Annotated in this window: 17 protein-coding genes; 11 read left to right on the top strand and 6 right to left on the bottom strand. The window is 40.0% G+C overall.

The window, feature by feature from the left end:
- Positions 1 to 184: 184 nt before the first annotated feature.
- The 4 genes from yfcD to M1E93_RS07785 all read left to right on the top strand — a co-directional run bounded on the left by yfcD (position 185) and on the right by M1E93_RS07785 (position 3,833).
- A complete protein-coding gene (gene yfcD, locus M1E93_RS07770) occupies positions 185 to 727 on the top strand; it encodes an NUDIX hydrolase YfcD (RefSeq protein WP_004921163.1) in 543 nt (180 codons plus the stop codon).
- Between the two features lie 203 nt (positions 728 to 930).
- Positions 931 to 2,166 (top strand): M24 family metallopeptidase, encoded by a 1,236-nt coding sequence (locus tag M1E93_RS07775; protein WP_004921161.1) that lies wholly within the window; start codon positions 931 to 933, stop codon positions 2,164 to 2,166.
- A gap of 18 nt (positions 2,167 to 2,184) precedes the next feature.
- The gene (locus M1E93_RS07780; RefSeq protein ID WP_004921159.1) at positions 2,185 to 2,382 is read left to right on the top strand and encodes a DUF3311 domain-containing protein; all 198 of its coding nucleotides are present in this window, start codon (positions 2,185 to 2,187) and stop codon (positions 2,380 to 2,382) included.
- Entirely contained in the window at positions 2,379 to 3,833 is a 1,455-nt protein-coding gene (locus M1E93_RS07785) for a sodium:solute symporter family protein (protein WP_060561123.1), read from the top strand. The genes M1E93_RS07780 and M1E93_RS07785 overlap by 4 nt, the downstream gene beginning before the upstream one ends.
- Positions 3,834 to 3,952: 119 nt before the next feature.
- Here M1E93_RS07785 and M1E93_RS07790 read toward each other — a convergent pair whose 3' ends face one another.
- The 4 genes from M1E93_RS07790 to ackA form a co-directional block, all read right to left on the bottom strand.
- The gene (locus tag M1E93_RS07790) at positions 3,953 to 4,867 is read right to left on the bottom strand and encodes a hypothetical protein (RefSeq protein WP_426207253.1); all 915 of its coding nucleotides are present in this window, start codon (positions 4,865 to 4,867) and stop codon (positions 3,953 to 3,955) included.
- 2 nt (positions 4,868 to 4,869) lie between these two features.
- Positions 4,870 to 5,106, bottom strand: a complete 237-nt coding sequence (locus M1E93_RS07795; RefSeq protein ID WP_014656271.1) for a hypothetical protein — start codon at positions 5,104 to 5,106, stop codon at positions 4,870 to 4,872.
- A gap of 190 nt (positions 5,107 to 5,296) precedes the next feature.
- Positions 5,297 to 7,441 carry a phosphate acetyltransferase gene (gene pta / locus M1E93_RS07800; protein ID WP_014656270.1) on the bottom strand — a complete coding sequence of 715 codons (2,145 nt, stop codon included), beginning with the start codon at positions 7,439 to 7,441 and terminating at the stop codon, positions 5,297 to 5,299.
- 82 nt (positions 7,442 to 7,523) lie between these two features.
- A complete protein-coding gene (gene ackA / locus M1E93_RS07805) occupies positions 7,524 to 8,726 on the bottom strand; it encodes an acetate kinase (RefSeq protein WP_426207254.1) in 1,203 nt (400 codons plus the stop codon).
- Positions 8,727 to 9,329: 603 nt separating this feature from the next.
- Here ackA and yfbV point away from each other — a divergent pair.
- From yfbV to M1E93_RS07825, 4 genes are all read left to right on the top strand, one after another.
- A complete protein-coding gene (gene yfbV, locus M1E93_RS07810; protein WP_004921149.1) occupies positions 9,330 to 9,785 on the top strand; it encodes a terminus macrodomain insulation protein YfbV in 456 nt (151 codons plus the stop codon).
- Positions 9,786 to 9,912: 127 nt separating this feature from the next.
- On the top strand, positions 9,913 to 10,407 hold the full coding sequence (locus M1E93_RS07815; protein WP_014656269.1) for a YfbU family protein: 495 nt from the start codon (positions 9,913 to 9,915) through the stop codon (positions 10,405 to 10,407).
- A gap of 20 nt (positions 10,408 to 10,427) precedes the next feature.
- Entirely contained in the window at positions 10,428 to 11,102 is a 675-nt protein-coding gene (locus tag M1E93_RS07820) for a sugar phosphatase (RefSeq protein ID WP_014656268.1), read from the top strand.
- A gap of 87 nt (positions 11,103 to 11,189) precedes the next feature.
- Positions 11,190 to 13,019 carry an SLC13 family permease gene (locus M1E93_RS07825; protein WP_014656267.1) on the top strand — a complete coding sequence of 610 codons (1,830 nt, stop codon included), beginning with the start codon at positions 11,190 to 11,192 and terminating at the stop codon, positions 13,017 to 13,019.
- Positions 13,020 to 13,356: 337 nt separating this feature from the next.
- Here the strand turns inward: M1E93_RS07825 and yfbR are convergent, their stop codons facing one another.
- Positions 13,357 to 13,938 carry a 5'-deoxynucleotidase gene (gene yfbR / locus M1E93_RS07830; protein ID WP_014656266.1) on the bottom strand — a complete coding sequence of 194 codons (582 nt, stop codon included), beginning with the start codon at positions 13,936 to 13,938 and terminating at the stop codon, positions 13,357 to 13,359.
- 212 nt (positions 13,939 to 14,150) lie between these two features.
- On the opposite strand from yfbR, the gene M1E93_RS07835 reads away from it, so the two are divergent.
- Positions 14,151 to 14,510, top strand: coding sequence for a hypothetical protein (locus tag M1E93_RS07835; RefSeq protein ID WP_004921139.1), 360 nt, complete (start codon positions 14,151 to 14,153; stop codon positions 14,508 to 14,510).
- Between the two features lie 527 nt (positions 14,511 to 15,037).
- Here the strand turns inward: M1E93_RS07835 and M1E93_RS07840 are convergent.
- On the bottom strand, positions 15,038 to 16,252 hold the full coding sequence (locus M1E93_RS07840; RefSeq protein ID WP_014656265.1) for a pyridoxal phosphate-dependent aminotransferase: 1,215 nt from the start codon (positions 16,250 to 16,252) through the stop codon (positions 15,038 to 15,040).
- A 772-nt stretch (positions 16,253 to 17,024) separates the two neighbouring features.
- Here M1E93_RS07840 and M1E93_RS07845 point away from each other — a divergent pair.
- Together M1E93_RS07845 and M1E93_RS07850 are read left to right on the top strand one after the other, a co-directional pair.
- A complete protein-coding gene (locus tag M1E93_RS07845; RefSeq protein ID WP_014656264.1) occupies positions 17,025 to 17,954 on the top strand; it encodes a LysR family transcriptional regulator in 930 nt (309 codons plus the stop codon).
- A gap of 747 nt (positions 17,955 to 18,701) precedes the next feature.
- A complete protein-coding gene (locus M1E93_RS07850; protein WP_014656263.1) occupies positions 18,702 to 19,145 on the top strand; it encodes an NADH-quinone oxidoreductase subunit A in 444 nt (147 codons plus the stop codon).
- Positions 19,146 to 19,156 lie beyond the last annotated feature (11 nt).

Raw genomic sequence — 19,156 nt, forward strand, 5'->3', positions numbered from 1 at the left:
TGTTGCTGTAAATAGCCTATTATTAAAGCTCCTGCAACATGAAATCAATACTCAAATTTGTGTGCTATCACTTGCAAGGGGAACGTGAAAAGCATACCTTGTTACAGACTGTTTGCTTGACCGATTTCGGCAATAGTTCTATGGCATAAAAACTGTGTTAACAGGTTAAAAAAAGGTTTTAAGGATGGAAGAACAAACCGAAGTGGTTGAATGGGTTGACATTGTTGATGAGAACAATGAGGTTATCGCTCAGGCCACACGTAGCCAGATGCGAGCAGAGAACTTGCGCCATCGTGCTACTTACATTGTTGTCCATGATGGAATGGGCAAAATATTGGTACAAAGGCGAACGGATAGTAAAGATTTCTATCCGGGCTACTTAGATGCGACTGCTGGCGGAGTGGTGACTCAAGGTGAAAATATTTTAGATTCTGCTAAGCGTGAAGCAGAAGAAGAATTAGGCATTGCAGGCGTGCCGTTTGCTGAACATGGCTTATTTTATTATGAAGGCGAAAACTGCCGTATATGGGGCGGTCTGTTTAGTTGTGTGAGCCATGGCCCTTTTGCATTGCAAGAGTCTGAGGTGGTTGAGGTGAATTGGTTAACGCCAGCCGAAATTAGTGCTCGTTGTGATGAATTTACCCCTGACTCCTTAAAAGCGCTCTCTTTATGGTTAACACGGAATAATGAGTTTGAGAAAGCTATTTCGTGTGCAAATAATTCGTAACTTAACGACTTAAATTGATAAGGGCTATGCTTTAGCCCTTTAATTCATACTGTCTTCTATTCTATAGTGTTACTGATACTATATTATAACTATTAGTTATAATTAATAAGTGGGCTATTTGATATATTTATATGCCCACTGAATTATGCCTTCCTGCTAATTAATTCTTGGTCACCATGTTGCACCATCCGAGAGAATAAATAATGACAATTCATAAAGATGTATCTTCTTTAAAACAACAACACCTACAAAATGTCACGAATAAAGCCCGTGCGATTATGGAGCGAGAGGGGATTGAAGCCCTCGTAGCTACCGTGGGAGATAATTTTTATCACTTAACCGGTTTTGCTAGTTTCTTCATGTATACCTTTAGGCAAACAGGCTCGGCGATCGCGGTAATTTTTCGTGACCCATCAGTGAAATCGCTGGTGATTATGAATGAATTTGAGGCTGCAAATTTGCAATTGGAAATGCCTAATGCACAAGTGCGTACATTCCCAATATGGGTTGATGTGGATGATCCTTATCACCCTGATAATGGCAAAGTTGTTAAGCAAAGGCCTATTCATAGCCCGATTGAGACTATCTTTACGCTATTAAAAGATGCGCTGGCCGAAGCCGATGTATATGGTAAACCTGTCGCCATTGAATTGGGTCAAATCAGCCATATGGGGAAAGTGTGGCTAGACAAGGTGATCCCAGAATTAAATCTAGTGGATTCCGCTCCGCTCTTCAATGAATTGCGCGTTATCAAGAGTGAATGGGAAATCGCTCACTTAAGAAAAAGTGCTCAAATTACAGAAGCGGGTATTCAAGCTGCTAGCGAATTAATCAAAGTGGGTTGTACTTCCGCTGAATTAACCGCAGCTTTTAAAGCTAAAGTGATGGAGTTTCCAGAAACTAACTACAGTCGTTTCAATTTAATTTCAGTCGGCAGTGATTTCTCCCCAAAAATGCTACCGGAAAATGTGCCTGCGAAAGAAGGGGATCTTATTAAATTCGATTGTGGTGTTGATGTTGCGGGATATGGGGCTGATATTGCAAGAACCTTTGTTGTTGGCAATGCTAACGATAAAGTTAAAGAGATTTATCAAACCATACATAAAGGCCATGAATACATGCTCAACCGTGTCGCTCCTGGGGTACGTTTAAGTGATGTGTTCAATGAAACTATGGCATTAATTCGCTGTTCTGGCTTACCACACTATAACCGTGGTCACTTAGGGCATGGAGATGGCGTATTTGTCGGGTTAGAAGAAGCCCCTTTTGTGAGTGCAGCGACGACTGATGTGTTTCAGCCGGGAATGGTGATGAGCCTAGAAACACCTTATTACGGTATCGGCATTGGCAGCATTATGATTGAAGACATGCTGCTAGTCACTGAAGAGGGAGTTGAAATGCTCAGCCATTTGCCACGTCATTTGGTTTCTGGTGGTTAAGTAAGAAGGAATTAATGTATGAAATGGTATCACTTTTTGGTGATCTTCCCGCTACTGGCTCTAACTGTGGGTATTTACTATGCCAATCGCGTAGAGCCTTTTGTTATGGGATTGCCTTTTTTAATGTTTTGGATTGTGGCTTGGGTGGTGATCAGCGCTTTAATTATGCTGCTAATTAATATTTTAGACTCTAAAAAGAATAAGGAAAAACAATGAGCTACGCTTTAGTTGTCATTACACTGTTTTTCCTATTGAGTATCTACCTTGCATTGAGGTCGAAAAAAGGTAAAACCATGGATCACGAAGGGTGGTCTGTTGGTGGACGTAGTTATGGCGCTTTATTAGTCTTTTTACTCAGTGCAGGTGAAATTTATACTACCTTTACTTTTTTAGGGGGGAGTGGCTGGGCATATGGGAAAGGGCCTGCCATATTATACACATTGGCGGTTAACGCTTTTATGGGGATATTTCTATATTGGGTGCATCCTCGTGTATGGCGATTTGCTAAGCAGAATGATATTAGAACCATCTCTGACTTTTTTGGGGCAAAATATCAAAGCCAAGGCTTAGCACTATTGATTAGCCTAATTTCCATTGTGGCGATGGTACCCCTTTTCGTATTGCAGCTTAAAGGGCTTGGTATTATTGTTTCTCAAGCCTCTTATGGTGCTATTCCCGCAGATATGGCGATTTGGATAGGCATCATTGCAGTGACCTTGTTTGTGATGATTTCAGGTATTCATGGTTCAGCATGGACATCGGCATTAAAAGATTTGATGATCTTAATTGTTGTTGTCTTTATCGGTGTTTATATTCCCTTGCATTACTACGGTAGTTTTGGCGATATGTTCCGTGCTATCGATACGGCTAGCCCAGGCTTTCTGACATTTTCTGAGCAGGGATTGAATATTCCGTGGTATATCTCAACTATCTTTTTATCTGTAGTGGCTTATTTTTGCTGGCCGCACTATATGGCCGCCGTATTTACAGCTAAAGATGAAAAGTCATTAAAGCGTAATAGTATTCTCATTCCTGCATACAGCTTGATTATGCTGTTTGCGTTCTTTGTTGGTTATGCTGCAATATTACAAATACCGCATCTTGATGGCTCAATGGTGGATTTATCGTTATTTGAGATCGCTAAAACCACATTTTCACCGCTTATTGTTGGTCTTATTGGTGCCGCGGGTATGCTGACGGCATTAGTACCTGGTTCAATGTTATTATTGACGACGTCTAATATGTTGGCGGGAGTGGTACAAAAAGCATTAAATGTGAGTGAAGAGAAACGTCAATCAGGAATTTATGCGCGTTTTATGGTGCCTTTGGTTGCGTTAGTGAGTTTGTACTTTATTTTTCACAGCAACGACACATTAGTGGCTATCATGTTATTAGGTGTTAATATTGTCGCACAATTTTTTCCCGCGTTATTGATGAGCTTTAGAAAACATAACCCTATGACGGCGACGGGGGCAATGGCTGGTATTATCGCAGGGGTCATTTTCCTTGCAGTGACTTATATTGAGCACATTTCGTTATCGCAACTGTTCCCTTGGTTAGGCAAAGGGCTTGAATTTATGAATATCGGTATCGCTGCATTTGTGTTAAATATTATTGTTGCAACGGTCGTATCGTTATTGATGTGTAGAAAGCAAAAAGCGATTTAGATGCTATTGTTGATAGGGCAGTGTTTTTGCCCTATCAATCAGTTAGTTATTTCTAATAGGTGGTGTAGTGGTTATTTGCTGGTATGGTTTTTAATATTTTAGTTTTATAACCCCATAAGTTAAATTGTTTTTCTGTGATGTTTTAATTTGCTACTTTTCATTCTTAATGCTTTTGCATCTTGGTTTACCAAGCGCTCATCTATTCTTGGTGCTTGGATATAATTGAATGTTTGATTTGCAGCCAGTGAGCTAGACAAACTGACAGTTTTTTCTTCAGTTTTGGCTCTCATTTCAAACTTATAGGACTTATCATTAAACAGAGCATCTAAGAAGTTAAAAAAATGACTTTTATCGGTTGTTTTAAATAGTCCTTTATTCGGTTCGAAAAATTCAAAAATAGGTTTACCATTTCTATATTTAACGACAATTCCCATTGAGTGCGTTTGACTGCACAGGTTACCAATAATATCCTTTTTCTTTATTAAGCAATCTTCAATGTGTGCTTTTAATTCTTTGGATGTAAAGGTGATATCGAAATCAATAGATGTAATTGAGTCATAATGTATATTTTCAAGCTGTGTTAATCTTTCTTTTGTAAGCTCTAAATAATAATCTTTCACTAAAGAGAAAAATAGTGGAAAGCGCAGTGAGTCTATTTCGCTTTCATTCTGAAAACATTTTGAAGAGACATCACTAACTAAGTTATTATAACGGTTTTTTTCTAACTTAAGAGGAGGATTAAGTGCATCATGGTAAACTTTATTGATAAACTCGTGTAGCTCTAGATATAAATGTTTTTCATCCTCTTTAATTGATAACGTGTTTTTTTGAAATAACCTATTTATGTAATCACAGTCATCTTCATTATATTCTTTTTTTATTTTATTGAATTTATTCAGTATATCTCTTAAAAAATAAATCATGTGATGATGATTTTGAATGTTCCTAGCTTTATTGAAATTCTGATTTAACAAGGCTTCACTATGTTTTTTAAAGGCTTTATAATGATAGGTGTCTTTTAAAAAATCAACCAACTTTATTTTTTTATGTTTTTATAAGCGTTATATGTCTCAGTGACATAGATCTCTTCTTGGTTTGCATGAGCATAATATAAAAAAGAGTTAGTTAGCCCATAACAGATCCCATCTTGTAAACTTTTCATATTATCTACCCCAATTATTTTTTTAGAAAAATTATTTTTTGAGGTGTTTTTAAAATGGTTGATAATATCAACTTGCTCAAATTTTACTGAATATTTAAAAGCATCTAGCATGCTCATCTCCGCGCTTAATTATATTTTAAATGTTTCTTTATTATTACTATTAATGGTAATTAATCTTGCAATTTTCAGCAGTTAAGAGGAGATGAGGAAAAGCGTCTCGCGTATTTTTGTTAGATAAAACAAAGCCAACCGTTTTTGTTCAGTTGGCTTTTTAATTAAGACAAAATGCTAATAATTTATATTAGGCATTTTCATTTTGTACGGCTTGGATCGCTGTCAGAGCAACGGTGTAAACAATATCATCGACCAATGCACCACGTGATAGGTCGTTAACCGGTTTACGCATACCTTGCAGCATTGGACCAATAGAAACGAGGTCGGCTGAACGCTGAACCGCTTTATAAGTCGTGTTACCCGTGTTCAAGTCAGGGAAAATAAACACGGTAGCTTTACCTGCAACAGGTGAGTTTGGTGCTTTCGATTTCGCGACATCTGCCATCACAGCCGCATCATACTGCAATGGACCATCAATCATTAAGTCTGGACGTTTTTCTTGTGCTAAACGAGTCGCTTCACGCACTTTCTCAACGTCGCTTCCTGCACCTGAATTACCAGTAGAGTAGGAGATCATTGCAACACGAGGTTCGATACCAAAGGCTTTCGCGGAATCTGCTGATTGGATAGCAATCTCTGACAGTTGCTCTGCGGTTGGGTCTGGGTTGATCGCACAGTCACCATAAACGAAGACTTGCTCAGGGAGTAGCATAAAGAAGACAGAAGAGACTAATGAGCTACCCGGCGCTGTTTTGATCAATTGCAGAGGTGGGCGGATAGTATTTGCTGTGGTGTGGACGGCACCGGATACGAGACCATCAACTTCACCTTTTTCGAGCATTAATGTACCCAAAACAACATTGTCTTCAAGTTGCTCACGAGCAACAACTTCGGTCATGCCTTTGTTTTTGCGTAGCTCAACTAGGCGAGCAACATAATCTTCGCGTACCTTCACAGGATCAACGATTTCGATGCCTGTACCAAGCTCAATACCTTGCGCAGCAGCGACACGGCGAATATCTTCTGGATTACCTAACAGTACGCAAGTTGCAATACCACGCTCTGCACAGATAGAGGCAGCCTTAACCGTACGTGGCTCATCACCTTCTGGTAAAACAATACGCTTACCGGCTTTACGTGCTAGTTCAGTTAATTGATAACGGAAAGCAGGTGGTGATAGGCGGTTAGGACGCTCAGAATCAGCCACGAGTGATTCAATCCATTCACTGCTAATATGACGAGCAACGTAGTTTTGAATTTTTTCAATACGTTCATGGTCATCCGCAGGCACTTCTAAGCTGAAACTTTGTAGATTCAGTGAAGTTTGCCATGTATTGCTTTTCACCATAAATACAGGTAGACCTGTTTCAAAAGCTTGTTCACAAAGTTGGCGAATAGGCTCGTCGATTTGGTAGCCGCCAGTTAGCAGGATTGCACCAATTTCAACGCCATTCATTGCCGCAAGAGACGCAGAAACTAATACATCTGGGCGGTCTGCCGAAGTCACTAAGAGTGAACCCGGGCGGAAATGCTCAAGCATATGAGGAATACTACGAGCACAAAAAGTCACTGATTTCACGCGGCGAGTATTGATTTCACCTTCATTAACAACGTCGGCATTCAAGTGTCTTGCCATGTCGATGGCACGCGTTGCAATCAGGTCAAAGTTCCAAGGGATTGATGCTAGAACCGGTAGACTTAGGCACTCTAAATCTTTTGCTGTGATATTCGCAATGGTTGCTTTGGTCGAATCATCAAAGATTTCAGAGAGGTCAGGGCGAGTACGACCTTGCTCATCAACAGGGGCATTCACTTTATTGACGATAACCCCGATAATATTTTTATTGCGTTGGCCGCCGAATTCGTTACGTACTAACTCAAGGCGCTCTTTCATTTGAGTTATATTGCTGTTACCCGGTGCGGTGACAAACACAATTTCTGCACCTAAGGTTTTTGCGATGTCATAGTTCAGAGACTGTGCAAAAGAGTGCTTACGCGTTGGCACTAAACCTTCGATTAATACCACTTCAGCATTTTTAGTTTGCTCATGATAACGGGCAACAATCTCTTCCATAAGCACGTCTTTTTTTGAAGAGGTCAGTAGTGACTCTACATATTCCATTTTTAATGGTTCGACGATAGTGGTGAGACTTGAATGAGAGCGTAAAACTTCAGTGGTTTGATCTTTACTACCGGAAATACGTGGCTGAGCGATAGGTTTAAATACGCTCAACTGGACACCTTTTTGTTCCATTGAACGAACGACACCTAAGCTGACGCTGGTCAAACCAACGCTAGTGCCGGTAGGAATTAACATAATTGTACGAGACACGGGAACCTCTTTAATCGGTTACTCTAATAAAACAGTATCATAAAGTAGTACCGCCAGCGGGTTAGGCTGGCGGTAGAGAATCTTAAGCGGTTAAGCGTGCTGAATCTTGAGCAATCACTAACTCTTCGTTAGTTGGGATAACCAGCGCTGGGCGGCTGTTATCTGTGGTGATTAAGCCTTCTTTACCGAAACGTGCAGCTAAGTTGCGCTCATGGTCGCACTCGAAGCCAAGTAGAGCCAGTTTCTTCAGCGTTAACTCACGTACTTGCGCAGAGTTTTCGCCGATACCGCCAGTAAAGATAATGGCATCAAGACGGCCTTCCATCAATGCACAGTATGCACCGACATATTTCGCTAAGCGATGGCAGAAAACGTCCATAGCGCGTTTAGCGTCGGCTTTGGTTGCATAGTTATCTTCAACATAACGGCAGTCACTAGTCACACCGGTTAAGCCGAGAAGGCCAGACTCTTTTGTTAGCAACTTGTTGATCTGCTCAACGCTCATGCCGAGTGAGTCATGTAGATGGAAAATGATCGCAGGGTCGATATCACCACTACGCGTTCCCATGACTAAGCCTTCTAATGGTGTCAGACCCATAGAGGTGTCAACACATTGACCGTTAACAACCGCCGTCACCGAGCCACCATTACCTAAATGGCAGGTAATAACGTTAAGCTCTTCAACCGGTTTATTCAATTTTTTCGCCGCTTCATGGGAGACATAGTAGTGGCTAGTTCCGTGAGCGCCATAACGACGGATACCATGCTCTTCATATAATTCATATGGTAGTGCATATAGGTAAGCTTCTTCAGGCATAGTTTGATGGAACGCAGTGTCGAAAACCGCTACGTTTTTGTGTACTAAATGAGGGAATGCCTTTCTCGCTTCCTCGATACCAATCAAGTGAGCTGGATTATGCAAAGGTGCAAATGGCACTGCTGCTTTAATGCCTTCAACGACGTCGTCATTGATCAAAACAGATGAGGTGAATTTCTCGCCACCATGAACAATACGGTGACCAATAGAAGAAATTTGAGCAGACAACTCAGGTTTTGCTGCAAGAATAGTGTTAACAATGAAATTCAGTGCTTCACTGTGTGCCGCGCCTGCACCTAATTCAGCTTCATGCTTAGCGCCGTCCATTTTCCACTTAATACGAGCTTCAGGCAGATTAAAGCATTCAGCTAATCCAGATAAATATTCATCGCCATTGGTTGGATCGATGATGGCGAATTTCAGTGAGGAGCTACCGCAGTTTAGTACCAGTACCAGCTTACTTGACATGGAAATACCTATCGTTAATTGTTGTTGTGAAGCCTTTAAGTTGCAAAAGCATAAAAAGACTTTGTAAAAAGTATGGTATCGCTAGAGACTAGCGCATTTGACACCTGATATTTCATGATTGATATCAATGATAATGTCAAAACTACATGTATCGGTGCCTAATAAAGGGTTAAAAAAGCCGTGTTTTTAATTGCATTAAGCGCATGATGAGTGAACTTAATGACTGGCGTTGAAATAACACGCAAAAACCCCAATATATATCAAAGCTGTAGAACAATTGAAACCAAGCATAAATTAACAGACTTCTACAGCGATGCTAAATGCGGCCAATTCTACTAAAATTATTTTATATTTTGTATGTTTTTTTTAGAAATGGCCGGTTTGATTGATTAAAATCATAAGCACCGTAAAAAATACGCATTTTATGCAAATTTACCTATCAATCAGGATAGCTGATTTCGCCAAAAATGATCAGATTAGTGCGGCAATAATTGAAAATTATCTATTTGTGCTTATTCATAGGCATTGCTGTTAAAATGGCGTAAGGTAAGTATTAAATGTGTTATTTCTTTATATAGGTTTGCGAGTCATAGGAAGGAATGTATGAGTACATTACAAAACTCACCATCGGGTTTTTTTAAACGATTTAGGTTGGGGAACCTGTACCTAAAAACGTTTCCTATGGAGAAAAAGTTAACCCCTATCTTCCCTGAATTGCGCATGATCAAGGCGACTCGGTTTGGTATTCGCTATATGCCGCCTATTGCTATCTTTACACTGACTTGGCAAATCGCACTAGGGGGAGACCTCGGTCCTGCGGTTGCAACAGCACTATTTGCTTGCAGTTTACCGATGCAGGGTTTGTGGTGGCTTGGTAAAAGAGCATCAACTCCACTTCCCGCCAGTTTGTTGAGTTGGTTCTACGAAATTCGAGAAAAATTTGTACAAGCAGGGATTGCGATGGCACCTGTAGAAGGGCAGCCTGATTACTTGGCATTAGCACAATTGTTACAACGAGCATTTAAGCAATTAGATAAGTCATTTATGGACGATATTTAAATTAAAAGTCCGATTTAACAACAAGTAACGCAAAAAGCCTGTCTAGATCAATAAAAGTGATGTTTTCACTGTCCATCATGAAATTTGAATGCGAAGATGAGCTAAAAATTTTCCGAGGAGAAGCATGATGGAAATGACCAACGCACAACGCCTAATTTTATCTAACCAATATAAAATGATGACTATGCTCGATCCTGAAAATGCGGATCGTTATCGCCGTCTACAAACGATTGTAGAGCGGGGTTTTGGTTTGCAAATGCGTGAGCTTGATAGAGATTTTGGTGAATTAAGTGAAAGCACTTGCCGTACCGTCATTGATATTATGGAAATGTATCATGCTTTACAGGTCTCATATGGCAATATGAGTGACCCACAAGGCATTGACGCGCGTCGAGTACAATTTTTAGGTTTTGATGCAGCAACAGAGGCGCGTTATTTGAGTTATGTTCGCTTTATGGTTAATACGGAAGGTCGCTATACGCATTTCGATAGCGGAACTCATGGTTTCAACTCACAAACACCAATGTGGGATAAATATGTGCGGATGCTGGGGATCTGGCGTGCATGTCCTCGCCAATACCACCTATCTGCGGTAGAGATTAGTCAAATTATTAACGCATAATGCGTTTGTAAGGGGTAAAAGTGGAGTTAAAAGCAAAAGGTTTACTATTTGATCTTGATGGTACACTTGTCGATTCATTAGCTGTTGTTGAGCGCTGCTGGTGCTTATTTGGTAAAGAGATAGGGGTAGCGCCAGAAGAAATCATTCGTTTTATCCATGGGAAACCTGCGCTAACCAGTTTACGCCACTTTATGCCTGATGCCAGTGAAGACGAAATTAATGCTCGTTTTCGCTGGTTAGAAGAAATGGAAGCTTCCGACACTGAAGGTGTTATTGCGTTATCAGGCGCCGTTGCACTGCTCACCCGTTTAGAGGAATTAGGGGTGCCTTGGGCTATCGTAACCTCAGGAACCGTACCGATAGCGCATGGTCGTCAACAAGCAGCAGGATTACCCGAACCCAAACATTGGGTCACATTTGAAAAAGTGACAAAAGGTAAGCCTGATCCTGAACCTTTCCTATTAGGGGCAAAATGCCTAAATTTAGATCCACAAGCGTGTATTGCATTTGAAGATGCACAAGCAGGCATTCACTCAGCCCTTGATGCAGGCTGCCAAGTGGTCGCTGTTCATGCCCCAGAGAGTATGCCAAGAAGAGAACAAATTCATGCAATAATCAGTTCATTAACGCAAATTTCGGTATCTGGCCCAGACAAAAATGGTGTTTTCACACTATCTGTATCAAAAAATGTTTAATACCGAATTAATCAAAGAAATTCTCCGCTAAACATGGTTAACTAAAGGAATTGATTAGCACTGTTTTTTTCGTCGAAAGGGGATGCTTTGAACGGAGAATTGCTGTGGGTGTTAACCCTGCTACTGATAGCTATCGTACTGTTTACCACAAACAAAATTCGGATGGATGTGGTCGCGTTATTGGTTATCGTTGCATTTGTTCTAAGTGATACTTTAACTTTAGAGCAAGCCACTGCGGGTTTCGCCGATCCTAACGTATTATTGATAGCGGCGTTATTTGTGATTGGTGATGGCTTGGTTCGAACAGGGATCGCCTATCAAATGGGCGATTGGCTGGTTCGTGTTGCAGGTAGTAGTGAAAGCAAGATGTTAGTATTTTTAATGCTAACGGTTGCTGGGCTAGGCGCTTTTATGAGTTCTACAGGGGTGGTTGCTATTTTCATCCCTGTTGTACTGAGTGTTGCCGCCCGCATGAAAATCTCTCCAGGTCGCATGATGATGCCATTAGGCTTTGCGGGCTTAATTAGTGGCATGATGACATTAGTTGCGACACCACCGAACATGGTGGTCAATAGTGAATTGGTCAGGGAAGGCATCAAAGGGTTTCAATTCTTCTCCATTACACCAATTGGTATTGTGATTTTATTGGCGGGTATCGCCTATATGTGGGTTGCCCGCCGCTGGTTAGGAAGTAGTGAACCCGATAAGCTCCCCGAACGTTATCAACGTACCTTTCGTGACCTCATTCGTGACTATAAATTAACCGGTAGAGCGCGCCGTCTTGCCATCCGTAAAGGCTCGCCATTAATTGGTCATTCCCTTGATGAATTGCATTTACGCTCTCGCTATGAAGCTAACGTGGTAGGCATTGAGCGCTGGCGGAAATTTCGCCGTGTTATGGTCAGTGCAACAGGGGGAACAGAACTTAGAGAGCAAGATGTATTGCTGGTAGATATTTCTGTCAGTGATGATGAGTTACGCCAATTCTGTTTTGAACAGAAACTGGAACCGATGATTTTACGCGGTGACTATTTTTCTGATCAATCTCGAGATGTTGGTATGGCGGAAGTGTCTATGAACCCAGATTCTGAATTATTGGGTAAAAGTCTTCGCGATATTAAGTTTCGTACTCGTTATGGCCTGAATGTTGTGGGGATCCGCAGAGATGGCAAGGCCATGGATGGTAAATTAGTTGATGAACCATTGAGGCTCGGTGATATTCTCTTGGTCATTGGGGATTGGAAACTGATCCGCATTTTGTCGACAAAACCGCGCAATTTTATTGTGTTAAACCTTGCTGCTGAAGTAGAGGCAGTCGCTCCAGCCGCCTCACAAGCTCCCCATGCGCTGTTTTGTCTGGCATTGATGGTCGCTATGATGGTAACAAATGAAATTCCTAACTTTGTTGCAGCGTTGATTGCGTGTTTATTAATGGGGAAATTCCGTTGCATTGATATGGAGAGCGCCTATAAGTCTATTCACTGGCCCAGTATCATTCTGATTGTTGGGATGATGCCGTTTGCATTGGCGCTTCAAAAAACGGGCGGGATCTCATTGGCGGTTGATGCCCTCATGGAAGTCGCGGGTAATTTGGGGCCACATGTCATGCTGCTATGTCTATTTATACTTTGTGCCACAATAGGTTTATTTATTTCTAATACCGCTACGGCCGTTTTAATGGCGCCTATCGCGATTGCTGCGGCACGTCAGATGGAGGTTTCACCATTACCGTTTGCGATGATTGTTGGGATTGCAGCTTCTGCGGCATTTATGACGCCAGTCTCGTCACCAGTGAACACATTAGTGCTAGGCCCTGGGGGCTATAAGTTTGGTGATTTTGTCAAAATTGGTGTGCCATTTACCATCATCGTGATGATTATAAGCGTATTATTAGTACCTATTCTTTTTCCTTTCTAATGAGAATGAAGCCCTTTATCAGAGGGCTTCTACTTCTTTTTGTATTCATTAAAAAACGTAACCGTTAATAGCTTAAATAACTTGAGATCGGCTTAAGCCGACTTCAGATTAACGCTTATGATAATTGGCCTGTAAAATACATGATTAAAAGTGGCAAAAAAATAGCAAACAAAAAACAATTTCTATTGTTCTCATAGAGAGTGATCATGGAAAAGTTATATTAGGTATTAATGGTGATTCAAGACGACTGAATATCGATTTCCCGACAGTATTAAAAGAATGAGAGTGAGTGTTATTGATTAAACTGGAATGAAAAGTACCATTCCAGTTTTGAAGATTAATGGCTAATTTCATCAAGAGATAGTTTAAAACCAGGTACAAAAATCTCGATAAAATAATCCATCTCGGGGCTTTGTCGCTCAGCAAGGATTTTTTCAAGGCGTTTTTTGGCTAATTTAAATTCACTATTTCCGGCAGATAACTCTTCTAAACATTTTAAATAAGCGCACAGCGAGTCAGCCTGTTTAACAATGCTGTGCTCTTCATCCGATTGCAACTCTTCAATGAGAAGTGGCTTGAAATCCTCTTGTAGCTCTTCTGGAAGCATATCTAGCAATTTTTGCTGGGCAAATTGTTCTATCTTTTTATATTCATGCGCAATCTGTGAATTGTGATACTTAATCGGGGTGGGAAGGTCACCCGTAATCACTTCACTGGCATCATGGTACATTGCTAATAAAGCAATGCGTTCAGCGTTAACGTGACCACCGAATTTGCGGTTTTTGATAATCGCCAGCGCGTGAGCGACCATGGCAACTTGTAAGCTATGCTCTGAGACATTCTCAGTACGGACATTACGCATTAGCGGCCAGCGATAGATGAGTTTCATTCGTGCAAGGTGGGCAAAAAAGTAGCTCATAAAACCTCATTAAATGGGCAAAGAAATGATTATATTATAGTCTATTTAAAATAGATATTGGTTTGTCAAAGGTTAAGGAAATTAAAATAGAAGTAAATTAATAATTTAAGCGGTTTTATATCGCTAATCATTCATTTATTTTATATCTACTGTAAAACAGCATTAATTAAATTTATTTCTATTGATAGCATGAGAAACTATATGGAGGGTTTATGCCTTGGAATTTGGGGTTTATTACATTTGAAAATTTTTGGCATGAAAAATTAAAATATGTCAGATTACATCATACGGCCGCTCATGGTAAGCCAACAGATATGACACTTTATAATATTGAGCATGGGAAGATTATAAAAAAAGCAGGTTCATTTGAGTATTCTGGCTATGAAGATTATTGGCGACTAGAAATAATAACAGAGCGAGGAGAAAGATTTATTACAAAAAATAATTTTTACTGTTCTATTACTGAAGATGATGACCCAACAGTTATTGTTGGTGTTAATGGTGATGCAAGAACCATGTATATTGCATTTTCTCACTCAAGTGGTTGCAAAACTAAACTACTAAGAGCCTAGTAAAGCTAATTTAAAAGAGACGTGATAATGCTATCATAATAAGATAGTAGCTTTAATTTTATTAGGCCAATATACTTTTATAGAGCGTCTGTTTATGATGCTCTTTTATTGTTGTTTTATTTGTTTTTAATTATTGTTTGATCTGCGGTGATAAAAATCTATAATCAGGAATAACATTCTTAATAAATAATGGTAGGGGATAATATGAAATACTTTCCAATTATATTATTGCTATTCTTTTTAGCAGCAGTTTATTTTATTTCTATTATATGATTATTGATAAACGATAATAAATAAGTCTGAATCATCTTTTTAAGAGTATTAACAAAACGTTGTTCAATAAAGAGGTGATAGGCCGTCTATTGTGTTTGCTGAATGCTTAGCTCTATTGTCTCAATAAGACAGCAGGGCTTTTTTATTTTCTAGCTTAAATTGGAAAAGTAATAAATGTTAAGCCGTAACAGACGATTCATAAAAAACACTCCCTTTTTTGAGGGAGTGTTTCTGTCTTAACGATTAATGAAGCATTATTGGCGATAATTTTCGATAAAACGACCAAATTTATTAATTGCCATTTCAAGATCATCTGCATAAGGCAGGGTCACGATGCGGAAGTGATCCGGCTCTGGCCAGTTAAATGCAGTACCTTGTACAAGAAGCACTTTTTCTTGTAGTAATAAATCAAGGATCATTTTCTGGTCATCATGGATATTGAAACGCTTAATATCGATTTTAGGGAACATATACAGCGCGCCTTGTGGTTTTACACAAGAAACCCCTGGGATTTGGTTAATTAGTTGCCAAGCACGTTCACGTTGCTCATATAACCTACCACCGGGTTGAATAAATTCGCTGATGCTTTGATAGCCGCCGAGTGCTGTTTGGATAGCATGCTGCATAGGAACGTTAGCACACAGGCGCATTGATGCTAACATTTCGAGACCTTCAATATAGCTCTTAGCTTGTTGTTTCGGCCCGTTTAATACCATCCAACCTTGGCGGAAACCTGCCACACGATAGGTTTTTGACAATCCGTTAAAAGTGACGGTCAGTAAATCTGGCGCTAATGCCGCAATTGAGTGATGCACGGCACCGTCATACAGGATTTTATCGTAAATCTCATCGGCAAAAATAATAAGGTTGTGTTGGCGTGCAAGCTCAACGATTTCTAACAATAACTCTTTACTGTAAACCGCGCCGGTTGGGTTATTTGGGTTAATGATGACAATTCCGCGAGTGCGAGGCGTAACTTTTTTACGAATATCATCAATATCAGGCATCCAACCTTGCTGTTCATCACACATATAATGAACTGCATTACCACCGGATAAAGAAACTGCCGCAGTCCACAACGGGTAATCAGGGGCAGGTACTAGCATCTCATCACCATTATTGAGCAGCGCTTGCATTGCTTGCACAATCAGTTCAGAAACACCATTACCAATATAAACGTCTTCAACCGTCATTTCACGAATATTGCGAGCCTGATAGTGCTGAACAATGGCTTTACGTGCGGAATATAATCCTTTTGAATCACAATAACCTTGCGAGCTCGGTAGATTACGCAATACATCGACCAGAATTTCATCTGGGGCTTCGAAGCCAAACGGTGCCGGATTACCGATATTTAGCTTGAGGACTTTGTTACCTTCTTCTTCTAAGCGCTTTGCTTCTTTTAATACAGGCCCGCGAATGTCGTAACAGACATTATCAAGCTTGTTAGATTTTTTAATGTTATTCATTCGTTCTCTCATTACCCTATTTGGGAAGACTTAAGTAGGGGGATTCCGGCTTATCTGTTACTACTCTACTCTTACCACGGAAGCTTTTGAAGATAGGAGATAATTTTTGGTGAAAAAGGTTGGTTTATGCTGTGATGTGACTGTTGATAACTAAACATGCCACTTAAGTTGAATGTAGATGCCAATAATATTAATTAATTTGAAGTTATCTGTTGTCAATTCTGGCTGTTTTGGAGGAAAAAATAGAAATTATGGGCAAATAATGGCTAGAAACAAAAAGATTGTATCAAATTGTAAGATTGATGACGAAATTGGATGTATAGAAATAAAAATTCATAAATTTCCGTGGAATTTCAACAGAAATTAGCTCTTTTTGTTAGTAATATTGATTGTTCTAGTGAGAAAATAATGAATAAAAATGAATGATAAAACTATAACTAACTGAAAAATAAACGTTTGAGTTAGGGCGTGAGTACATGTTTAAAGGCATTTACATTAAAATAATTGCAATTACATTAAATATGTTAGTATTTAGAGGACGGCAAATAAGAAGGTTGTTTTTACGATTTAAATTAAATCGATTGGTTAACATGCTTCTTTGTCGTTCGGTGGAACGTTCATTTTAAGATTGTCCCACTCGGATAAAGTGTAATAAATGTGAGTCTAAGGATTAGATAAACATCAAGCAAGTTATTTCAGTAATTAAACAAGCTGATCTCAAGGAGGAGAGCAGGAACACCAGGTAACATAAAATTATATAAGAGAATTAAAGATGATAAATTCCAATCGTCCAATAATGAACCTTGATCTGGACCTACTGAGGACATTTGTCGCAGTTGCCGATCTAAATACATTTGCTGCCGCTGCTGCTGCAGTATGTCGAACCCAGTCTGCTGTCAGTCAGCAAATGCAACGCTTAGAACAATTAGTCGGTCGTGAGTTATTTGCTCGCCACGGGAGGAATAAATTACTCACCGCACATGGTTTACAATTACTCGGCTACGCAAGACAAATTTTGCGTGCAAATGATGACGCAACAGCATCATTGACGTATAACGACGCTGAAGGTGAATTGAGAATAGGTGCATCCGATGATACGGTTGATATCTTACTCCCATTTTTACTCAACCGTATTGCGTCTATTTTCCCGCGTCTTGCTGTTGAAGTCAGGATCAAACGCGCACAATTTATTGAGTCGATGCTAGATAATCATGAGATTGATTTAGCTTTGACGACGGCGCGTATTAGCCATCATCCAAAAACAGCATTAAGAACAGTACCGGTGTTATGGCACAGTGCCCCTGATTTCCAGTTGCGCGCTAATGAGCCGATTCCATTAGTAGTTATGGATGAAACAAACCCATACCGCAAACTGAGTACTGATGCTTTAGATAATGCGGGGCTTGCATGGCATATTGCGTATGAAGCAGCATCACTTCCTGCTGTCAGAGCGGCTGTAAATGCAGAAGTCGGCGTGACAGCGCGACCGATGGAAATGCAAAATGCGGATCTGCGCATTTTAAATGAAACGGATGGTCTGCCTCGTTTGCCTGATATCCAATATTGGCTGTATAAAAATGCTGATGAACAAAAGGATTCAGTGTTAACAGTATTTAGTGCAATTGAAAACAAAAAGATCCCTTATGCTGTTGCACCTACCAGTGACGATGTCATTGTTAACGAAAGTGAAGGGTCATTTTAAGCACCAATAATTATTTGATGATTATTAATTGATTAGTACAAACTCAATGGAAAAAACCGCGATAACTTCGCGGTTTTTTTTTGAGCAAAACGGGGCAAAAAAGGACAAAGTAACCACTTAATAAGTATGGTTTAAAATAATATTACGTGAAATAATTGTGATGTAGATGGCAGAACATGAATTTCATTTTTTAGTTACAAAATTGTTATCTTGTTAACAATCATATTTTGCTGAATTGATAAAATAGGACTGCTTAGTCAGACAGTTACTTGATTTAGTGAATAAAAAACAGTTAATGTGACTTAGACTAAATTTGAATATTCTGTAAACAGTATGAGCAAATTTTCAATAAAACTGTGCGCTAGATCAAATAAAAAGAGCAAGTTTTCATCTGGTAAGACAGGTTTTTCCTGAGATAATAGTGTAGTAAAAGCGAATAATCAGTTAGACTAGTCATTGCGTTTATTGTGTGTATTTACACACTGACACGTTTTAGCTGATTTTGAGTACTTTTTGTTGCAATCTTGTTTTTGGTAGGTCAACGAATTGTAGCAAGTACGGGTTATTTTGCTTAAGTTGAGCAAAATAAATAGTCGGAGAGAGGACAAACCAAACACGGTCTTCAGACTGCTTTTTTATGTTTGGTGATGATTTTTGGTCTTTCTTCTCGGTTAACTGGGCAATTATGGTGTAATACTGCCGTTAAGAGCAGATTCACGCACCATGTGTAATGAGTAAGCAACGAGTATGTCTGAATCTATCCTAGCGTTAGCCCATAACTGGGCCTTTGCGATATTCTTTGTCGGCGCCATCGCCCTTTGTTCGTTTATGTTGGTCGCTGGTCATTTCCTCGGCAGCCGTGCCAAAGCCAGAACAAAACACGTACCTTATGAATCAGGTATTGATTCAGTAGGGAGTGCCCGTCTTCGGATGTCGGCGAAATTCTACTTGGTTGCCATGTTCTTCGTTGTCTTCGATGTGGAAGCCATGTTCCTGTTTGCATGGGCTGTAGCCGTCCGTGAAGTCGGTTGGTTAGGCTTTATCGAAGCAGCAATTTTCATTTTGGTATTGTTGGCTGGACTGTTTTATCTGGTTCGCGTTGGTGCATTGGATTGGACTCCTGTCCGTTCACGTCGCGCAGTTAAAGGTCCTAGTGAAGTTATTAAAATCAGCAATCGTCATCCGCAGTAACAAGCGAGGCA

It is taken from the genome of Providencia sp. PROV272, assembly GCF_049901975.1.
Classification (GTDB): Bacteria; Pseudomonadota; Gammaproteobacteria; order Enterobacterales; family Enterobacteriaceae; genus Providencia; species Providencia stuartii.

Bases quoted from the DNA above. Each gene is read 5' to 3' on its own strand.
- yfcD (WP_004921163.1), top strand. From the start codon at position 185: ATGGAAGAACAAACCGAAGTGGTTGAATGGGTTGACATTGTTGATGAG.
- M1E93_RS07775 (WP_004921161.1), top strand. From the start codon at position 931: ATGACAATTCATAAAGATGTATCTTCTTTAAAACAACAACACCTACAA.
- M1E93_RS07780 (WP_004921159.1), top strand. From the start codon at position 2,185: ATGAAATGGTATCACTTTTTGGTGATCTTCCCGCTACTGGCTCTAACT.
- M1E93_RS07785 (WP_060561123.1), top strand. From the start codon at position 2,379: ATGAGCTACGCTTTAGTTGTCATTACACTGTTTTTCCTATTGAGTATC.
- M1E93_RS07795 (WP_014656271.1), bottom strand. From the start codon at position 5,106: ATGCTAGATGCTTTTAAATATTCAGTAAAATTTGAGCAAGTTGATATT.
- ackA (WP_426207254.1), bottom strand. From the start codon at position 8,726: ATGTCAAGTAAGCTGGTACTGGTACTAAACTGCGGTAGCTCCTCACTG.
- yfbV (WP_004921149.1), top strand. From the start codon at position 9,330: ATGAGTACATTACAAAACTCACCATCGGGTTTTTTTAAACGATTTAGG.
- M1E93_RS07815 (WP_014656269.1), top strand. From the start codon at position 9,913: ATGGAAATGACCAACGCACAACGCCTAATTTTATCTAACCAATATAAA.
- yfbR (WP_014656266.1), bottom strand. From the start codon at position 13,938: ATGAGCTACTTTTTTGCCCACCTTGCACGAATGAAACTCATCTATCGC.
- M1E93_RS07835 (WP_004921139.1), top strand. From the start codon at position 14,151: ATGCCTTGGAATTTGGGGTTTATTACATTTGAAAATTTTTGGCATGAA.
- M1E93_RS07840 (WP_014656265.1), bottom strand. From the start codon at position 16,252: ATGAATAACATTAAAAAATCTAACAAGCTTGATAATGTCTGTTACGAC.
- M1E93_RS07845 (WP_014656264.1), top strand. From the start codon at position 17,025: ATGATAAATTCCAATCGTCCAATAATGAACCTTGATCTGGACCTACTG.
- M1E93_RS07850 (WP_014656263.1), top strand. From the start codon at position 18,702: ATGTCTGAATCTATCCTAGCGTTAGCCCATAACTGGGCCTTTGCGATA.